This window comes from Alkalispirochaeta alkalica DSM 8900, from assembly GCF_000373545.1.
Taxonomy (GTDB): Bacteria; Spirochaetota; Spirochaetia; order DSM-27196; family Alkalispirochaetaceae; genus Alkalispirochaeta; species Alkalispirochaeta alkalica.
The window spans coordinates 20,181-37,268 of the sequence record NZ_KB891703.1 but is presented as its reverse complement, the minus strand read 5'-3'; the positions used below and the strand labels follow the sequence as shown (position 1 = coordinate 37,268).

General features: G+C 60.6%; 12 protein-coding genes. 3 read left to right on the top strand and 9 right to left on the bottom strand.

Features of this window, described 5'->3' with window-relative positions; genetic code table 11:
- Positions 1-7: 7 nt before the first annotated feature.
- The gene (locus B071_RS0106650) at positions 8-784 is read left to right on the top strand and encodes an SDR family NAD(P)-dependent oxidoreductase (RefSeq protein WP_018526324.1); all 777 of its coding nucleotides are present in this window, start codon (positions 8-10) and stop codon (positions 782-784) included.
- A gap of 45 nt (positions 785-829) precedes the next feature.
- On the opposite strand, the gene B071_RS0106645 is transcribed toward B071_RS0106650, so the two are convergent.
- The 8 genes from B071_RS0106645 to B071_RS16330 all read right to left on the bottom strand — a co-directional run bounded on the left by B071_RS0106645 (position 830) and on the right by B071_RS16330 (position 10,539).
- Positions 830-2,206: a glycerate kinase type-2 family protein gene (locus tag B071_RS0106645; protein ID WP_018526323.1), complete on the bottom strand. Its 1,377-nt coding sequence runs from the start codon at positions 2,204-2,206 to the stop codon at positions 830-832.
- A gap of 1 nt (position 2,207) precedes the next feature.
- Positions 2,208-2,903 carry a tetratricopeptide repeat protein gene (locus tag B071_RS0106640; protein ID WP_018526322.1) on the bottom strand — a complete coding sequence of 232 codons (696 nt, stop codon included), beginning with the start codon at positions 2,901-2,903 and terminating at the stop codon, positions 2,208-2,210.
- A gap of 91 nt (positions 2,904-2,994) precedes the next feature.
- On the bottom strand, positions 2,995-4,326 hold the full coding sequence (locus B071_RS0106635) for a GntP family permease (protein WP_018526321.1): 1,332 nt from the start codon (positions 4,324-4,326) through the stop codon (positions 2,995-2,997).
- A 132-nt stretch (positions 4,327-4,458) separates the two neighbouring features.
- Complete coding sequence (locus tag B071_RS0106630; RefSeq protein WP_018526320.1) at positions 4,459-5,604, bottom strand: CdaR family transcriptional regulator; 1,146 nt, start codon at positions 5,602-5,604, stop codon at positions 4,459-4,461.
- An 82-nt stretch (positions 5,605-5,686) separates the two neighbouring features.
- Positions 5,687-7,429: a hypothetical protein gene (locus tag B071_RS0106625; protein WP_018526319.1), complete on the bottom strand. Its 1,743-nt coding sequence runs from the start codon at positions 7,427-7,429 to the stop codon at positions 5,687-5,689.
- A 389-nt stretch (positions 7,430-7,818) separates the two neighbouring features.
- Entirely contained in the window at positions 7,819-8,145 is a 327-nt protein-coding gene (locus B071_RS0106620) for a nucleotidyltransferase domain-containing protein (RefSeq protein WP_018526318.1), read from the bottom strand.
- The gene (locus B071_RS0106615) at positions 8,142-8,570 is read right to left on the bottom strand and encodes a nucleotidyltransferase substrate binding protein (protein ID WP_040587670.1); all 429 of its coding nucleotides are present in this window, start codon (positions 8,568-8,570) and stop codon (positions 8,142-8,144) included. Before B071_RS0106615 ends, B071_RS0106620 begins: the two co-directional genes overlap by 4 nt.
- Positions 8,571-8,856: 286 nt before the next feature.
- Positions 8,857-10,539, bottom strand: a complete 1,683-nt coding sequence (locus B071_RS16330) for a hybrid sensor histidine kinase/response regulator (protein ID WP_438829614.1) — start codon at positions 10,537-10,539, stop codon at positions 8,857-8,859.
- 854 nt (positions 10,540-11,393) lie between these two features.
- On the opposite strand from B071_RS16330, the gene B071_RS0106605 reads away from it, so the two are divergent.
- Together B071_RS0106605 and B071_RS0106600 are read left to right on the top strand one after the other, a co-directional pair.
- Complete coding sequence (locus B071_RS0106605; RefSeq protein ID WP_026245047.1) at positions 11,394-12,074, top strand: SWIM zinc finger family protein; 681 nt, start codon at positions 11,394-11,396, stop codon at positions 12,072-12,074.
- A 16-nt stretch (positions 12,075-12,090) separates the two neighbouring features.
- Positions 12,091-14,874, top strand: coding sequence for a DEAD/DEAH box helicase (locus B071_RS0106600; RefSeq protein WP_498365799.1), 2,784 nt, complete (start codon positions 12,091-12,093; stop codon positions 14,872-14,874).
- A gap of 819 nt (positions 14,875-15,693) precedes the next feature.
- Here B071_RS0106600 and B071_RS0106585 read toward each other — a convergent pair.
- Positions 15,694-15,930, bottom strand: coding sequence for a hypothetical protein (locus B071_RS0106585; RefSeq protein ID WP_018526313.1), 237 nt, complete (start codon positions 15,928-15,930; stop codon positions 15,694-15,696).
- Positions 15,931-17,088 lie beyond the last annotated feature (1,158 nt).

Sequence of the window (17,088 nt, the reverse complement as noted above, 5' to 3'; positions counted from 1 at the left end):
ACCAGCCATGGACCAGAGCAGACACGTCTTGATAACGGGGGCATCGCGGGGCATCGGCCTGGCCCTGGCTCGGGAGTTTGCCCGCCGGGGGTATCCCCTGGTGGTAACNGCCCGGGATCCCGGGCCCCTGGCNGNGGCAGCCCGGGAGCTGAGGGAGTCCTTCGGCGTTTCCGTGCTGGATGTGGCCGGGGATCTCTCCGACAGGTCTGCGCCCGGCCGTATCGCCACGGCTCTGGATGATCGGGGGATTTCTCCGCACATTCTGATAAACAACGCGGGCTTCGGCCTCTACGGCCCCTTTCTCTCGATTTCCCCGGAGGAGGAGGAAAAACTCCTCCAGGTGAATATCTCAGCCCTGGTCACCCTGACCCGGCTCTTTTTGCCTGCCATGCGGGCCCGCCGCGAGGGAGGGGTCATGAATGTAGCTTCCACGGCGGGGTTTCTCCCGGGGCCGCTCATGGCGAGCTACTACGCCTCCAAGGCCTTCGTGGTCTCCTTCAGCCACGCCCTGGCTCGGGAGCTGGCGGGAACGGGCCTCACCGCGACAGCCCTGTGCCCGGGGCCCACGATCTCGGAATTTCAGGAGCGTTCGGGAATGCACCAGTCCTGGATTCTCAGGAAGGCAACCCTCCCGGCTGAGGCCGTGGCCCGGGCCGGTGCAGAGGGGTTCCTTCGGCGAAAGCCCCTGGTTGTTCCCGGTGCGTTCAACAAGGCCAGCGTTTTCTCCTCCCGTCTGATCCCCCGGACCCTCGCGGCCCGGGTTGTGGAAAAACTTCAGGGCTAGGCTCCTTCTGGCGCCACCCCGCCGATTCCCCCCGGCCGGGCCGCCCTACTCGACCAGAAGAATCTGGATATCGCAGACGTTGGTGTTGGTGGGCCCCGTGATGTAGAGCCCTCGCAGACGCTGGAAGAGGTGGTAGGAGTCGTTCCCGGCCAGAGCCTTCTGCAAATCGGGAATATCTCCCGCCCCGGCGAGAGCGGGCGCGGCCCAGGCTCCGGCCGCATCGGTGGGGCCGTCGGTACCGTCGGTGCCCGCCGAGAGAAAGGTGACCCCCTGATACTCCCCGGGGGAGGCGGCCATCTCGGCGAGAACGGCCAGGGCCATCTCCTGGTTTCGCCCCCCCTTCCCCTCTCCCCGCAGGGTCACCGTGGTCTCGCCCCCGGCCAGAATACAGGCCGGTTTCTCCAGAAGGCCCCGGCCCTGGACAATCTCAGCGGCCAGGGCGGTAAAGACCCGCGCCATCTCGCGGGCCTCACCGGTGAGGCGGCTGGTCAGGACCAGGGTGTTGTAGCCCGCATCCAGGGCCTGGCTGCGGGCCGCTTCCAGGGCGATCCGGTTTGTTCCCAGAAGCACGGGATGGACCTTCCCGAAGATGGGGTCCCCGGGTTTGGGCGTTTCTTCCAGACGCCCCTCTTTCCCCGCCCGCAACACCTCCTGCACCGCCCGGGGGAGGTCGCCGGCGATTCCGTAGCGCAGGCAGATCTCCCAGGCATCGTGAAAGGTGGTGGGGTCCGGCGCGGCCAGCCCCGAAGCGATGCTCCCCGGATCATCCCCCACCACGTCGGAGAGGATCAGGGCCACCACCGTTGCCGGTGCCGCCATGCGGCACAAGCGCCCCCCCGAGATCCCCGAGAGGTGCTTCCGGACGCAGTTTATCTCCCCGATGGGGGTACCTGCGCCCAGCAGCAGGCTCGTAGTGGCCTGAATGTCTTCCAGCGAGAGGGGCTCCTCACCCCCGCCGGGCAGGGTGAGGAGGGAACTCCCCCCGCCCGAAATGAGGGTGATACAGAGGGTCCTCTCTCCAGCTTCCCCGGCGAGGCGGGCGATCTCCCGGGCCGCCTCGAGGCTCTTTCCGTCGGGCACGGGGTGCCCCGCCTCGATCAGGGGAATCAGCTCGGGAGCACCCTCCAGGCGGTGACCGTGCTTGACCGCCACCAGCCCCCGGGATATCCGGTCTCCCAGCACCTCTTCCAGGCCCCGCGCCATGGAGGCTCCCGCCTTCCCCGCTCCCACCACCAGGATCTCGTCAAACCGGTCCAGGTCGAAACTCCTGGTGGATCCCTGGGCCTCGATCAGGAGGTGATGGTCCTGGACCCGGAGGCTTCGGGTTATCAGCTCTACCGGGTCAACCCGGGAGAGGGCCGCCCCGGCTATCATCTCTGCCCGGGGGTGCGAAAAGCGATCGGTCTTCTGGAGGTTGCTCATTCTACCGTTCCTTTGTTGATTCTCTTTCAGATGTGCTACCGGAACCGCAGGCCTGGAGGGCCTTTTCCAGATTGGACTGAAGCCAGGGAACAGGCTGCAACCGGAGCCCTTCCCGGAAAGCCGCGGCCGCACCGTCGGGGTCCTTGCAATGGTTCAGGAGCAGGGTGCCCAGATTGTTCCAGGCCGGAACGTTGCTCCGATCCAGACGAAGCGCCTCTTCCAGAGCCTGCCGGGCTCCCGGGATATCTCCCGCTTCCATAGCGCTGTTCCCCCGACGATACCTCTCGCGGGAGAGTCCGGCCTGGTGGAACCGCTCGGGGTCCCGGCATATCTCACGACGCATCTCCAGGAACGCCCTGTCCTGGCACGGGCAATCCTCGGCCAGGGCCCGTCGGTACATGTCCGCCGCCTGATCGGGTTTTCCCCACTGGTAATACAGATCACCCAGCACGCGCAGGCGCGGGAAATGGTCTCCCAGCCGGGCGAGTTCTCCCAGAAAGAGCTCCTCGGCGGGGGAAAACTTTTCCTGGGCCAGCAACGCCAGGGCGAGGTTGTGACGAACCCCGGGAGAATCCTCGTCCAGAGCCAGGAGGGTACGGAACGCCCCCTCGGCCTGGCTGTACCTGCCCAGGGCGTAGGCGTTCAGGCCGGTTCGTTCCAGATATTTTCTCCGCAGTCGGGAAAAAAAGCTCTTCATGCTCTGTTCCTTGACAATTTTCTGTTCCTTGACGCCCTGTGCTGTACAGGGGAGAAGCGCCCCGAAGGGCGCCCTCCCATACCAGGAAATACTAGACGATGAAGGAAAGGACCGCCACCAGGGCGAAGGCAACCGTTCCTTCCACCAGCGTTGCCGTGGTGTAGGTCTTGTAGGCCGTGCTCACTTCCATGTCGGAAAACTGGGAGACCACCCAGAAGTAGGAATCGTTGGCGTGAGAGACAACCATCGCACCGGCACCGATGGCGATAACCGTCAGAGCGGGGTTCAGACCCAGGCCTGCCAGCAGGGGAGCCATGATCGAGGCCGTGGTGATGATCGCCACGGTGGACGAACCCTGGGCCGACTTGATCGCCGCCGAGATGATGAAGGGCAGGAAGATTCCCAGGGGCAGGATCGAGAGCTGGTTCTCAATGAAGTCTACCATGGGTGAGTTCTGAAGGACCCGGCCAAAGGCTCCTCCGGCACCGGTGATAGCCAGAATGAGTGCGGCGTTGCGGATTCCCTCGGAGCTCCAGTCGTTGATCGCTTCGGTGAGGACATCCTTCTTCACCAGGAGGAAGGAGAGGAGCACACCGATGATCAGAGCTGTCACGGGATCACCGGCAAAGCGCAGGAACGTGGCAAACCCGCCCTCGCCCAGGGGCTTTGTGGGGAACTCCGCCAGGGATTTCAGAAGAATCAGCACGATCGGCACCAAAAGGGGCAGAAACGAGAGGGTTGTCGAGGGAAGTTCCCCGTATTTTGCCTTGATCGTCTCGTAGTCTTCGGCGAGCTTGGGTTCGATCTTGTACTTGCAGGCAAACTTCACCGCCCAGAGATACCCTGCCAGCATCGCCGGAATGGAGACGATCAATCCCAACCCGATGACGGCGCCGAGATCGGCTCCCACAATACCGGCAGCCGCGATCGGGCCCGGCGTGGGAGGAACCATGGCGTGGGTGGCGTAGAGACCCGTGGCCAGGGCAACGGCCATCACCGCCATGGACTGTCCCGTCTCCTTGGCCAGGGCCTTGTTCAGGGGCGAGAGAATAACGTAACCCGAGTCGCAGAAGACGGGGATCGAGACCACGTACCCGGCCATGCTCATGGCCAGGGGAGACCGCTTTTTCCCCACCACCTTGAGAATCGCGTTGGTCATGGAATAGGCGGCCCCGGTTTTTTCCAGGATCGTTCCCATGATGGTTCCCGCGATAATCACGATACCGATGTACCCCAGGGTTCCGCCAAAGCCCCCGCGGATGTGATTAATGATCTCCAGGGGCGGGAGTCCGATAGCCATACCGTAGAGATAGGCCACGATGATGAGCGCCAGAAAGGCGTTCAACTTCACCCTGGCCGTGAGCACAATCAAGAGCGCCACGGCGAGAACGAGAAAGAGAAGTGCCAGACCACCTGATACCATACATGATCCTCCTGTGCTGTGTTGAATGAGCCTTTAGTCTGAGGCCCCCCGGGGGATCAGGCAATGTGTCAGGTTGAACAGTTGATCCCCCGAAAATTGTGCACCGGTTACAACGGTATCAACCGAGGCCGCTCAGAACTCCCCCTGATAGAGGAGCTCCAGGAGACGCCTGTCCTGGGGTGAACGCAGGGGATCGAAACCGGAATGCTCCTGGAAGCGCTCCAGGCGATGCATCACGGTATTACGGTGAACATCCAGGCGAGCCGCCGCCTCCTTTATATTCATGTTGGCCGCGAGCAACGCCTGGAAGGTCCCGCGAAACGCCGCCAGGCTATCGGCTCCGCAGAACTCCCTCAGGGGAAGGGTGATTCCCCGGATCTCTTCGGGGGGAACCAGAGAAAAGAGGTAGTCCCGGGCGTGGTCTGCGAAGAACCGGTACCGTTCACGGCCGGCCTGGCCGGCACCCGAGACCCACAGAGCGTGGTGGAAGCTGCGCCGGTAGGCAGCAAGGCTGGTCTGGACCGTTCCCGCAGCGTACCAGGCCGGCACGGGCGCGCCCCATCGCCGGTGGGCCTCGTCGAGACCGGCCAGATAGTCTGTCACGGACCGCTTCCCTCCCCTGGCACGGGAGGAATCACTGCAGACCGCCCGGAAAATCACGGGGCTCCCCCGGGAAGCGAAGAGGGTCATGTCCTGATCGGTGTGGAGTTCGTTGGAGCGCACGATTTTCCGGAAGTCACGCTCCGAAATACCCTCGGCACCGGGCAGGACCAGAGCAATCCGAAAGAGGTCGCTCCGGTAGCCCAGATGACGGGCCAGAACATCCAGGTCCTCGGGAGCAACCCCGTCGTCGTAGAGGAGCATCGTTACCAGGAGTCGCTTCCGGTCCTGACGCCGGGCGAGCTGCTCCTTGAATTCCTCGTACTCCACCATCGTTTCCAGGGCGGTTTTCACGGAATAGGCCACCACCCGCACCTGATCGGGATCGCCCGTGAGCCCCACCACGCCGATTACCTCCCGGTGGTGCAGCACCGGCAGATTTACCCCGGGAAGAACGCCACCGGGCCGGGGATCGTCCTCGCGGACCACAAGCTCGCGCAGATCTCCCGCGACGATCCGGTGCGCGATATCGTGGTAGGTGCCTTTCCGGTAGGAATCACGGCAGGCGATGATCACCCCCTCGGGGTCCATGATGTTCACGTTATAGGGGATGGAGGCGCAGAGTCGATCGACAAAGCGCTGGGCGATCTCTTCTTTGAGTACGGCAGGTTTCAGCATGACAGGTTCACACTGTATCACAGTTTCGCCGGTGTCTGAGCCAGTAGCGACCGGTGGTGCCCATCGACACCACCGGTCGCGCCTAGAGCCGGCGGATAATTATGTTGCGGCCAGACTGTCCCAGGGCAAGAAATCGATTCTCACGCGGTGACCATACCGGGGCTCCAAAGCGCCCGTTGACAAGATTCCCATCCACCATCATGGTCAGGCGGGTGTGCATCGACCGGTTGGTGCTGTAGTAATCCCTGATATCCGCATCGGGGTCGGTGGAAATCAAGGCAGCAAAATTTTTGCCATCGGGTGATGTCGTAAACGCAAACATGTGGGGATACTCTCGGCTTACCGGTTCGTTCTCGCGATAGATTGTCCAGCGCCAGTCGCGTCTCTCATGGATTCGGCGCCTGATCCAGTAGAATGGCCCTTCAGGCGGAAATGCGGAGTATCTTTCAAAATTATCCATCTCGCCGTTGATATCCAATGCCCTGTTGTTGTGGATAATTCGTAGTTGGTTGCCTTCGGGGTTGTCGGAAAGAATCAAAGCAATCTGGGGCAGGCCAGTGACAGGGTTGAATGAAAAGTGGCGGGTTCTAGAAAAGCCCGATCCCGCCAGCTCGAAAGGTTGGCCGTTCTTCAGGACAGCCCCTTGGCCATTAGCGCGTCTGAAATGGGCATAAACATTACCATCGCGACAAACCTCGTAACTGACCTGTGATAAGGTTTCGTGCAGCTCGCTACGGGGAAACGAGGCAACTACATTGTTGTTCTGGTCAATCAGCGTGCGGTTCTCGTTGGGCTCTATAATACTCAAATAGGTGCGATTGTTGCTGCTGATTACGCCCTGCGGTCGGAGCTGGCCTTCGCGCACCATCAGATTATCGCTGGAAACAGTGTACAGGTAGGTGTAGTGCTTGTCGTCAACCTGACCAGAGAAAGCCAGCTTTCCGTTGCTGTAGATAACGCGCCCAATGCTTCTGATGTTGGGGGGCAGGTTAACCCGACGGGTGCCAACGGTCATTTCCTGGCCATCCGCTGTGTTGCCGACAAAGTATGGGGTATTGGTGCTGCCGACAAACCCGGTGACATAGGGCATAACCGTTCTGTACGGTCCGGCAACGCGCTGGTGGTTAACGTACACAAAGCGCTCTCGCATGTTATCAGGCGCCCCAACGTACAGCAGTCGCGAACCATCGGAAGAGTACTCAAGGTTCGTTATCCCTGCATAGTTTTCTTTTACCAATCGCCGGTTTTCCCGAAGGTGCCAGTTATTGCGGTCGAACTGAACCACAAAGGCCACCTTGCCGGGCGCTTCGGCTACCAGTGGTGTCTGGGCATAGCTCCAGTACATAGTTTGTCGCTGACTGTTGGCGTATAGTTGGTAATGCTGCCCCTGAACCGCAGAAAAAGTGAGTCCCTGGCCGTCCGGGCTTATCCAGTCCTCCACATTGGGGTTGTCATGCCTTAGACTCTTAAAGCGGTCAAAAGGTCCCAGCTTGTCGCCGTTAAAAACAATGTAGTAGTCGAACGTGTCGAACTCCTGGACGTCGCGGTCAACCGACATTGAGCCACCCCTGCCGATCGATCGCACCCCGACGTAGGCCTCGTCCTCCCGGCGGTACACCGTTTTGTCGGGGTTCGGCGTTCGGACAACTAAAAAAGTATACCTTTTTGTTCCGTCGTCGTTCAGGCCGATCCGGCCATAGACGAACTCCTCGTCAGATTCCCGTCGGTAGACAACATTCTCCTGCGCCGAGATGGCAGCCGGGAGGATCAGTATCACCAACAGTGCCAAAGAAGTCAGCATTACCAAGGCACGTTTATTCATCATGTCGGGCTCCTCAAGATTAGCCTCGTACAGGCAAGACCGTTTTGTCTCTTAGTTTAGGGGGTCAGAAACGATAGGTCAAATGGGGATGAGACGGGCGTGCGGACNTTTTCTTGGACTGATTTTACGGTGTTGGACCCGCACTACTTGTTTATGAATCGGGGGATATAACCGAACTACAGGTATACTAATCGACCGTTCCGTTTGTGACTATGGCCTCAGCTGGATAGAAATCTTCTGGAGATCGATTCTCAGAAAAGAAGGCTGTCTGCACACCCTTCGGATGCCCACTCATTGCACAGAAGACTGTGATAAAATATCGCAGGCGCTTACAGTAGTTCTGGTGCGGGACCATGGGGGGGGGTACGTAATCATGCCGGCAACTGTCTACTCTACTCAGCCTGGAATATGAGAACTCCGCACCGGTCGATGTGCAAACGGAGCTCAGGATTCTCTATATCGTCGTAGTTGCAGAGATCGATTTCGTATGGCAGGAGTAGTTCATCAATTGCTTCTTCCAGAGATGCCATGCGTTTCAGATCAAGCCGCGGCACCATGATGCATAGATCGATGTCCGACCCGGGTCTATGAGTACCTTTCGCCCGAGACCCATACAACCTGACCTCCTGCAGACACCATTCGAAGAAGACCGCACGAAGTGCCGCTGTGCTTTCAGGGTCAATTCCCGGGATGTCCGTAATCACATCACCTGCGCTCATTGAGCTTCGTTCTCCAGAGATTCGCGTCTCTGCATTTCCTTGAGAAGACTGTGAAGCGTTTGGTGGAAGCGAAGGGCGATGTACTCCTCAACCTCACGCGCTACCGCTTCATTGTAGGCATGGGCCGTACGGTTGCGGGTGCGCAGCATCTCCATCCACGTGTCGCCGTCACGAATGAGCCCCAATCCAAAGGCTTTTCGGATGGCGTCGCGTGATCCGGAAATACCAGTGATACCCTGAAACTCAAGCCAGTCCTTCAGCAGATTCCATCCGGTTTCGTAGCTCAGCTCGAATGACTTGATAAGTGCCTGAACTTCAACTCGGTCCAGCGGACGCCCCTCCCGGCGTTCGAGAACCTCGTCCAAGGCTGCCAAACTCAATGTGAACGAGTTAAGACGCTGTCTCCACCGGAGGTCCTGGCTCATGGGCTGAGTATAGGACAAGCGGTCCATGTTGGAAAGTGTTCACCTCCGATGCCGATATCGTATCTTGACTGCCGTGCCGCCTGTTCAGGCTCAAACAAACATTCACTGGTTTGCCCTGGTGTACGTTGCAGAAATCCAGCGTTGCTCTCAGGAAATAACAGGACCAAAAGTGCCAAAGAAGCAGCATTACCAGGGCACGGTTATTCATCATGTCGGGCTCCTCAAGAGAGGCCCCGTACAGGCAAGACCGTTTTGCCCCTCAGTTCAGGGCGTCAGAAAGGATAGGTCAAATGCTGCGGGACACCAGACCGTCGCCACTGATCCCCGTCACGAGTCGCCCCATCGCCTCCTGCCAGGGCCTCCGCAACGCTCCGACGGTGGCCACATCGGCCTTCCGGGCGGCCTGCTCCAGGGCTACGGCCAGCGACGCCACCTCACCGGCGCAGATCGTTGCGGCAATACCCTGTGCCGAGTGAGCGAGCTTCACCACCGAGGGAAGGTCATTCCGGCGAATCGCCTCGTCGAGCGGNTCGAGGAAGCGTGCNGACTCCAGGATGAACTCCTCCAGTATCTCCCGGGCCAGATCNTCGTCCCCCATCATGCGTTCCAGCATGGCGGCTCTGTCCCAGACGGCGGCAGAAAAGGCCGGTCCCGCCTCGGGGGNGCCCTTTGCCGGCACCCACTTCTGGAGCANTGCCGCAAGAGCCCGGGGGTGGATCGGCTTGGGGAGATAGTCGTTCATTCCCGCCGCAAGGCATCGATCCCGATCCTCCCCTGTGGCGTGGCCCGTCAGGGCAATNATCACCACCGATGAATTCTGACCGCCCCTGCTGCCGGAACGGATCAGCCGGGTTGCTTCGAGCCCATCCATCCGGGGCATCTGTACATCCATCAGAACGAGATCGTAGGGATCCGTCTCGAGCGCTCCCAGGGCCTCCTCTCCGTCGGCTACGGCATCCGCGCGAAGTCCCCAGGTNCGGAGGATCCCCAAAGCAACGATCTGGTTCGTTCTGTTGTCCTCTACCACAAGGACCCGGGCGNTTTTGTCCACGCTCACAGGCGCTTGTGCCCCGGGGGCCAAGCCGCCCGGCCCGGGCTCCGCATCGGGGAGGCCCTTCCCGGAACCGGGAGTCGCCCGTTTCAGGCGTGCCGTAAACCAGAACTTCGATCCCCGGCCCTCGTCGCTCTCCACACCGATCGTCCCGCCCATCTTCTCTGCCAGCCGNCGGGAGATCGCCAGTCCGAGGCCGGTTCCCCCGTAGCGGCGCGTCGTGGACGTATCGGCCTGGGTAAAGGATTCGAAGAGGGTATCGATCTTGTCCCGGGGTATTCCGATCCCGGTATCGCTCACCTCGCAGCGCANACAGAGCGATTCCCGATCCTCCGATTCGAGAGTACACCGAACAACCACCTCGCCCGATTCGGTGAACTTGATGGCGTTCCCCACAAGATTCAGGATGATTTGCCGTAACCGTCCGGGGTCACCACGCAGAATCGGGGGAACCCCGGGGTCAACCGCGAAGATAAGCTCCAACCCCTTCTCTTCCGCCCGCAGGGCGAGGATGGGAGAGAGGTCGGTGATCGTCCGCTCCAGATCGAAATCGACCTCTTCCAGCTCAAGAACCCCCGCCTCAATCCTGGAAAAGTCGAGAATATCGTTAATGAGCGCCAGGAGCGTCTCTCCACCGTTCTCCACGATCTCGACATACCGCCGTTGTGTCTCGGTGAGGTCCGTCTCCAGAAGCAGGCCCGTCATGCCGATCACCCCGTTCATGGGGGTGCGGATCTCGTGGCTCATGTTCGCGAGAAACTCGCTCTTTGCCCTGCTTGCAGCCTCGGCCTCTTGGGTAGCAACGAGCAGGTGTTTTTCCTGATGCCTGATTTTTCTCGTCAGGACGACCCCCAGAAGGGTGATGAAAAAGGCACAGCCGATGAGCACCAGGTCGATCCCGCGCTGACGGGCGATCATGGCATCCTTTTCCTGCTGATACAGGCCGGTGACCAGGTCGAACCCGTTTTTCAGGGCCATGGCCGAAGCGATGATCCCTCGCAGATGCTGCTCCTCCGTCGGNTCCTGGAGAAGGAGCNGCCCCTTTTCAATATAGGCCGCCACCTGATCTTCCATCTTGACCAGATGGCTCCTGATTTCCGGGACGTGGTTNGGCGCAAGCCCCAGCGATTCATCACCGTGGAGCAGCGCGCAGGCAAATTGCCGGTAGGTTTCGATCTCTTCGGCCAGGACAGACCCGATGGCATACTGGGTGTCCCCTCCCNCATTCCATCGGCCTGNGGCGCTCGCCGTGAGTTGCTGGGCGTAATTGGCGATCAGCATGGTGCGCATCCGCTGCGATCCGGCCATGTTGATCGCCTCGCTGAGATAGGAACGCTCCGGGCTCCTGTAGACCGAGTACCCGATACCCACGATAAAGGGCAGGAAAGAAAANACCAGAACCAGCAGGTTCTTTGTGGCGAGCGATTCGTTTTTTCCACTTCTGTTTCGGGTGTCTCGAGNGCGCGCGGGATCGCTCCGGGGGGCGAGAGTATCGTCCTGGTCTTGTTTGNCCTCTTTTTGTTCTTCGTCGTTCATAGGATGAATAGTTCCTGCATTACAGCNGCGCTTTCGTCACTGCGCACCACCCTGACTATCGCAGTAATACGTTCCGCAGAAAGTCTAGTGTTGGCGATCGGATAAGGCAAGGAAATGCCGGTGGTTATATCCGAAAGGACCGATCAGGACTCGGCTCCCGGTCTTGCTCTCGGGTCCGGGCCCGGGTCCGGGGGAGGAATATTGATCCGATCCGCCCGGGGAACTACACTCACGGCATGGCACGAATCGAGTTTGGCCACACCTGGTGGGGGCACCGCTGGCTGGATGCGCTCGCTCACATCGACTTTGGAAACCGGTTGCCCCGGGGAAAGCGCTATGCCCGAAACGGCTCGGTAGCATCGATCAGNATCGAGGGGACCAGGATCANCGCACGGGTCAAGGGTACCAGGCCGACCCCCTACCGCGTGGGACTCACACTCTGGGAGTTCAGTGCCCTCGAGCAGGAGACGATCATCGGTCTGGTGAAAGACGATCCCTACTATCTGTCGCAACTGGAGGCGCGCCGGCTCCCGCCGGAACTGGAAGGCGCCCTGGCGGAACGGGGAATCCGGCTCTTCCCCGAGAGCTGGAAAGAGCTCGGCATGACCTGCTCCTGCCCCGACTGGGCGGTGCCGTGCAAACACCTCGCTGCGGTGGTNTACATCGTGGCCAACGAGATAGACAAGAATCCCTTTCTCGTCTTNCNNATGCACGGGCTGGACCTTCTGGAGGCGATCCACGGCGGGCCTCTGGAGGATAACGGGAAGATCGTCGGGATCGAGTCCCTGGTTGCCGAAGGCCCTGTGGAGTACACCTCCTCCCGGGAGTCTCTGGAGGAGCTCGATCTGGCTGCGATTCCCGATCTCTATCCGGCGACGGCACAACTCCTGACGGAGTTTCCTCTCTTTATATCTTGAGGGGGACTTCAGGGAGCTGCTGCTGGGGGCGATCCGCAGGGCCGGCACGAAGGCAACGCGCCACATCAGCCTCCTGGATATCCAGGAGGAGTCCCGGGCTGCCCCCGATTCAAGGTGCACGATGACGATCCGGAAGGGGCACGGCCGCGTTACCGGAAGAATCGGGTCCGACGAGGATGAGGTGGCCTTCGACTCCGACGATTTCTCCCCCTGTGTGGAGTACCTGCAGCGTCTCTCTGCGGGGGATCTCTCGGTCTACCCCCCGATGATCTCCTTCCTGATTATGTCCCACAACTTCGCCCTGCGGTTACTGGAGCGCCACGCAATTGTGCCGGAACTGATCTCGGTACGGAAGGACACCTTTCTCATCCGGTGGATTCCGGCGCTCTTTAACAGCGAGGTCGCAGGGATTTTCGATGGTCTCGTCGGGGCGCTTCCCGGGGAGGTTCTCCGCTACGACCGGACGCCCCTGACACGCCGGGAGCAGCTGCTCTTCCTGATTTCCTTCTTCCTGCGCCACTACCTCCGCCTTCTGGAGCCGGTGAAAAATGCCGGGGATCACCCGATTCGGGCGCTGTTCTTCCNGGGAGATGAATACCGTCCCACCAGGTTTGAGGAACAGGGCAACGCCCAGACCATTCATCTCTGGCTGGGACGCTTCTCTANACGCCCGATCCACCACTATCCGGTTATCCGCGTGGAGGAAGGGGGCCAGGATACCTTCAAATTTGAAGTTCTGGTGGGGGATCGTCGCGAAGCCGGGAGCCTGCCCGTGAGTTTTGCCCTCTTTCTGGAACAGCTCGATCCGGAAACGCTGCCCCTGCTGCGCGATCTGAGTCTGCTCTCCACGTATTTGGGAACGGTGAATACCTTTCTGAAGAAAGGCAGCACCGTGACGGTTTGTGCCGAGGATTTTCTGGAGGAATGGTTTGGTGCGATACCGGCGCTGCGAACGCTGGGGGTTCGGACGGTGGTTCCCAAGGCACTGCGGGAGGTGTTTCAGCCCCATCTTACGCTGGGGNTNAGGAAACGGCCGGACTCCGACTCAGACAGGGTGGTCTCCTATACCTCGCTGAAGGATATGCTGGCCGTGGACTGGCACGTCGCGGTGGGGGACGAGGTGATGCCTGCCGGGGAGTTGTTCGAGCTGAGCCAGCGCTACCGCCGGTTTGTCCGCTACAAGGACCGGTTTATCGAGCTGGACGAGNCCAGGCTGGCACAGATTTCCCGAAAGATGGCACGCGATCCCCGCCCCAGGGCGGTCGACCTCCTGCAGATCGGCCTGACCGGCACCTACGAGGGCNCACCGATCGAGATGAGCCCCGAGGCGCGCACCCTCTTTGACCAGCTTCTGAACGCACCCGAGGCGGAGGTTCCCCCGGGGCTCAGGGCTGAACTCCGGCCCTACCAGCTGCGCGGGTACCAGTGGTTGTACCACAACTACCGGATCGGCCTTGGTGCGGTGGTGGCCGACGATATGGGGCTGGGCAAGACGATTCAGGTGATTGCCTTTCTNCTGAAGCTCCAGGAGGAATCGGCCCTCCGGCCGAACCGGCCCGCCCTGGCGGTTGTACCGGCCAGCGTGGTAACCAACTGGGAGCGCGAGCTTCACCGTTTTGCCCCTTCCCTTGCCACGGGGATTTACCACGGGAGCGACCGCACGATGCCCTCCGGGGTCGATGTGGTCCTCACCACCTACGCTCTCCTGCGGGGAGATATGGAGCACTTTGGCTCACGGAAGTGGTCGGTTCTCATTATTGATGAGGCGCAGAACATCAAGAATACCGCATCGGCCCAGGCNCGGGCGGTGAAGGCGCTCAAGGCGGGGTTCTCCATCGCCATGACGGGAACTCCCGTGGAGAACCGCCTCCTGGACTACTGGAGCATCATCGACTTTGCCATGAAGGGATATCTGGGAACGAGGGCGTCCTTCAAGGAGCGCTATGCTGTGCCAATCGAACGCTTCCGCGACCAGACTGCCCTGGAGCACTTTCGCACCGTTACGGCACCCCTCGTTCTCCGTCGCCTGAAGACGGACCGCACCATTATCGACGATCTGCCGGAAAAGATCGTGATCAACCGCTATCCCCTTCTTACGGGGGAGCAGATAGTGCTGTACCGGGAGCTGGTTGAGAGGACCGAGGAATTTCTTGGAGAGGCTGAGGGGATCGAGCGGTCCGGGATGGTCTTCAAGCTGATGACCGGTCTCAAGCAGATCTGTTGTCACCCCCACCTCTACGCCAAACGGGGCGAGCGCGGTTCGATGGTGTCGGGGAAGGCGAAGCTGCTGATAGAGCAGGTCCAGACGATCGCCGCACGGGGAGAGAAGGTGCTGATCTTTACCCAGTTCGCCGAGATGGGGTGGCTGCTCCAGGAGATGATCGATGCCGAGCTGCACCTGCCCTGTCTGTTTCTGCACGGTGGCAGCTCGCGCAGGGAGCGCGATGCCCTGGTGGACCGCTTCCAGAACGACCCGACCCACCAGGTAATGGTACTCTCTATTCGTGCCGGCGGGGTCGGGCTCAACCTGACCGCAGCGAACCATGTGATTCACTACGACTTGTGGTGGAATCCTGCTGTGGAGCACCAGGCCACCGACCGGGCCTTCAGGATTGGTCAGCGGAAGGATGTGATGGTCTATCGCTTTATTACCGGCGGGACCTTTGAGGAAAAGATCAGTGCCATGCTGGAGGCCAAGGAGGATCTCGCCGAGCTGACCGTCGCCCACGGCGAGAAGTGGCTGACGCATCTGAGTACTACCGAGATCAGGGATCTGATAGGGCTGACCGGCGAAGGGTGAGCAGCTGACCAGGAGCACTCCAGCGCCACCTACANGGAGCAGGACGACGAGAATGGACCGGGAACCATGGTGATGACCAAGGCAACGGCGGTTCCTCTGGACCAGGAAGAGGCCTACCCCAAACTGGCTGAACAGTCTGCCCGCGTTCCTCCTGGGTCAACCTGCACTCGCCGTGAGACCGATGCCGATGGGGTCCCCGCCGTTGAACAGGAACTGTTCTTTGTAGATGATCACCTGGGGGGCGCTTTTTTGCGGCGGGAGCTTGACCATACCTTTGCCTCCCTTCGGTTTATCCTNATTCCCGCTCTCGAGCGTTATGGACGAACTTTCTGCCACGGTGGTACACAGGTGTCGGTGCACGTCCCCGTTGATTGGGAGGTGCGGGAAGAATCGGAGCAGCAGGTCCGGTTCTATGGCCCTCCCTGGGTAAACCGGAAGGCTTTGGGGATCAGTGGATCACGGGGTTCCTGCAGGAAACGCGTACGAGAATGGCTGAATCACACCGAAAGTTCGCCCTTGATTCCGTCACCAGTTTCCCTCTCTCCAGTCTCGTCGAGGCGCATGTAATGCAGTATCACTGGGAGCATGAGCCGGGGCTCGCCTTCGTGCAGATCCAGGCGCTGATACCGGTGGACATGTTCAGAATGTACCTGGTCAACGCAGCCTCTCTGCAACCCCTGGCGGATACCTATCTGCCTTTCTTTAAGACGATGCTCCGGAGCATCCGGGTTTTNGGGCCCCTCCCCTGAGGTTCTCGGGATTTGCNCCCCGCCGGGTCGCGACAGTACTACGTTATCGCCTGTACCAAAACCGGGATGATTACGGTAGGGCATACGTAACTCCTTCGAATGATTTCGTTGTTATCCTAAGGGTATGCCCTTTTTCCTTTTCTATCCACCAACTTTGATAGTATCTCCACCGTCGGTCTACCAGATCCTTCTCCTCATCGCGTAACTCCTGGTCTTCTTCACTCGGTTCCCACACCGCTTCAATGATTTCTCGCTGGTCTTCCCTGGGGTGCTTCTTGATCTCTTCGATGATGGCTTCTTTGGTCATAGCTGTACTCCTTGTCATGCAAATCTATCATGGTCCTCCTTCTTTTTCGGGTTTTTGCCGGTCTTGGAGCGCCCGGGATACGAGGAGTGGTACGTGAGGGTTTTTCCTGTTTCCGCGTGAGGGATTGCAGCGAGTAGCGCGGACCGGAGCCGGTGTGTCCCCTGGGGCGGTCCGGTCTGGTGGGGCTCCGGCGAGGACCGTACTACTCGCGGAAAGCCCGGCCCCGCGCACGCGGGGACACGCCCGGGGTCCCTTTCGGCCGGTGATGCGGGGGCTGGGGGCCTGTCCTGCGGGCGGCGGGGGTGAGCGGCCGGTTCTGCGGGCTGGTCAGGGGCCGGGGGTTCCCAGGGGGATGAGGCCCTGGAGGGAGAGGAAGAGGCCCTGGCCGGTTTGTTCTGTGGTGCCCCGGGAGCGATGGAGGGTGTCGAAGGCGTAGCCTGCCCGCAGTTTGAGGAGGATCAGGTCTATTTCGGCGAAGGCGGCGTAGAAGGTGCTTTCCAGGGGGTCTGTTTCGCCGGCGAGGTCGAAGCTGATGGTTTCGTTCTGGAGTCCCAGGGAGGCGAAGCGGTAGTGGAGTGCGATTTCGAAGGTCAGGTCCCGCTCGTCCCGGAGTTGGTCGATGTCGAACTGCAGGTGCCAGGTCATGCGCAGGTTTTCCTGGGGTCTCAGGNTGAGGTCGAGGGTGGGGCCGGTGATGATGTCCAGGGAGAGGTGATANCCCGGGGTTTCGCGGGAGAGCCGGATNAGTGGCAGGGGGAGGGTGTAGATTGTACGGCCTCCGGGGGTTGTGATGCCGAAGTCGCTGATTCCGAGGCCGCCNCCGAGGACGAGCGATGTGGTGGGGCTGGTGTAGACTTCGTATCCGTAGAGTGCTGCGGCCTGAAAGGTGTCCCAGCCGCCGTGGATTGGTTCGTCCGATGCCGATTGCANGACGGTCAGGTACCGGTGTTCCCGGCNGGCGCCGTCGTAGAAGAGTTCCAGGGTGTGGTAGTCCGTGCTGTCCCGGGTGCCGGGGGTGGTGCTCCAGGTGGTGCGGGAATAGGTGCCNGCCAGGAGGTGGTCCTGGGCGAGGAAGACGAGTCCTCCTCCGGGGCTGTGCAGGGTTTGATCGCTCACCGAGAGGGTTCGGTAGGTGAAGAGCGGTATGATCAGGGGTGG

Coding starts and splice junctions, on each gene's coding strand:
- B071_RS0106635 (WP_018526321.1), bottom strand. CDS start 4,326: ATGGTATCAGGTGGTCTGGCACTTCTCTTTCTCGTTCTCGCCGTGGCG.
- B071_RS0106630 (WP_018526320.1), bottom strand. CDS start 5,604: ATGCTGAAACCTGCCGTACTCAAAGAAGAGATCGCCCAGCGCTTTGTC.
- B071_RS0106615 (WP_040587670.1), bottom strand. CDS start 8,570: ATGAGCCAGGACCTCCGGTGGAGACAGCGTCTTAACTCGTTCACATTG.
- B071_RS0106640 (WP_018526322.1), bottom strand. CDS start 2,903: ATGAAGAGCTTTTTTTCCCGACTGCGGAGAAAATATCTGGAACGAACC.
- B071_RS0106620 (WP_018526318.1), bottom strand. CDS start 8,145: ATGAGCGCAGGTGATGTGATTACGGACATCCCGGGAATTGACCCTGAA.
- B071_RS0106645 (WP_018526323.1), bottom strand. CDS start 2,206: ATGAGCAACCTCCAGAAGACCGATCGCTTTTCGCACCCCCGGGCAGAG.
- B071_RS0106625 (WP_018526319.1), bottom strand. CDS start 7,429: ATGATGAATAAACGTGCCTTGGTAATGCTGACTTCTTTGGCACTGTTG.
- B071_RS0106585 (WP_018526313.1), bottom strand. CDS start 15,930: ATGACCAAAGAAGCCATCATCGAAGAGATCAAGAAGCACCCCAGGGAA.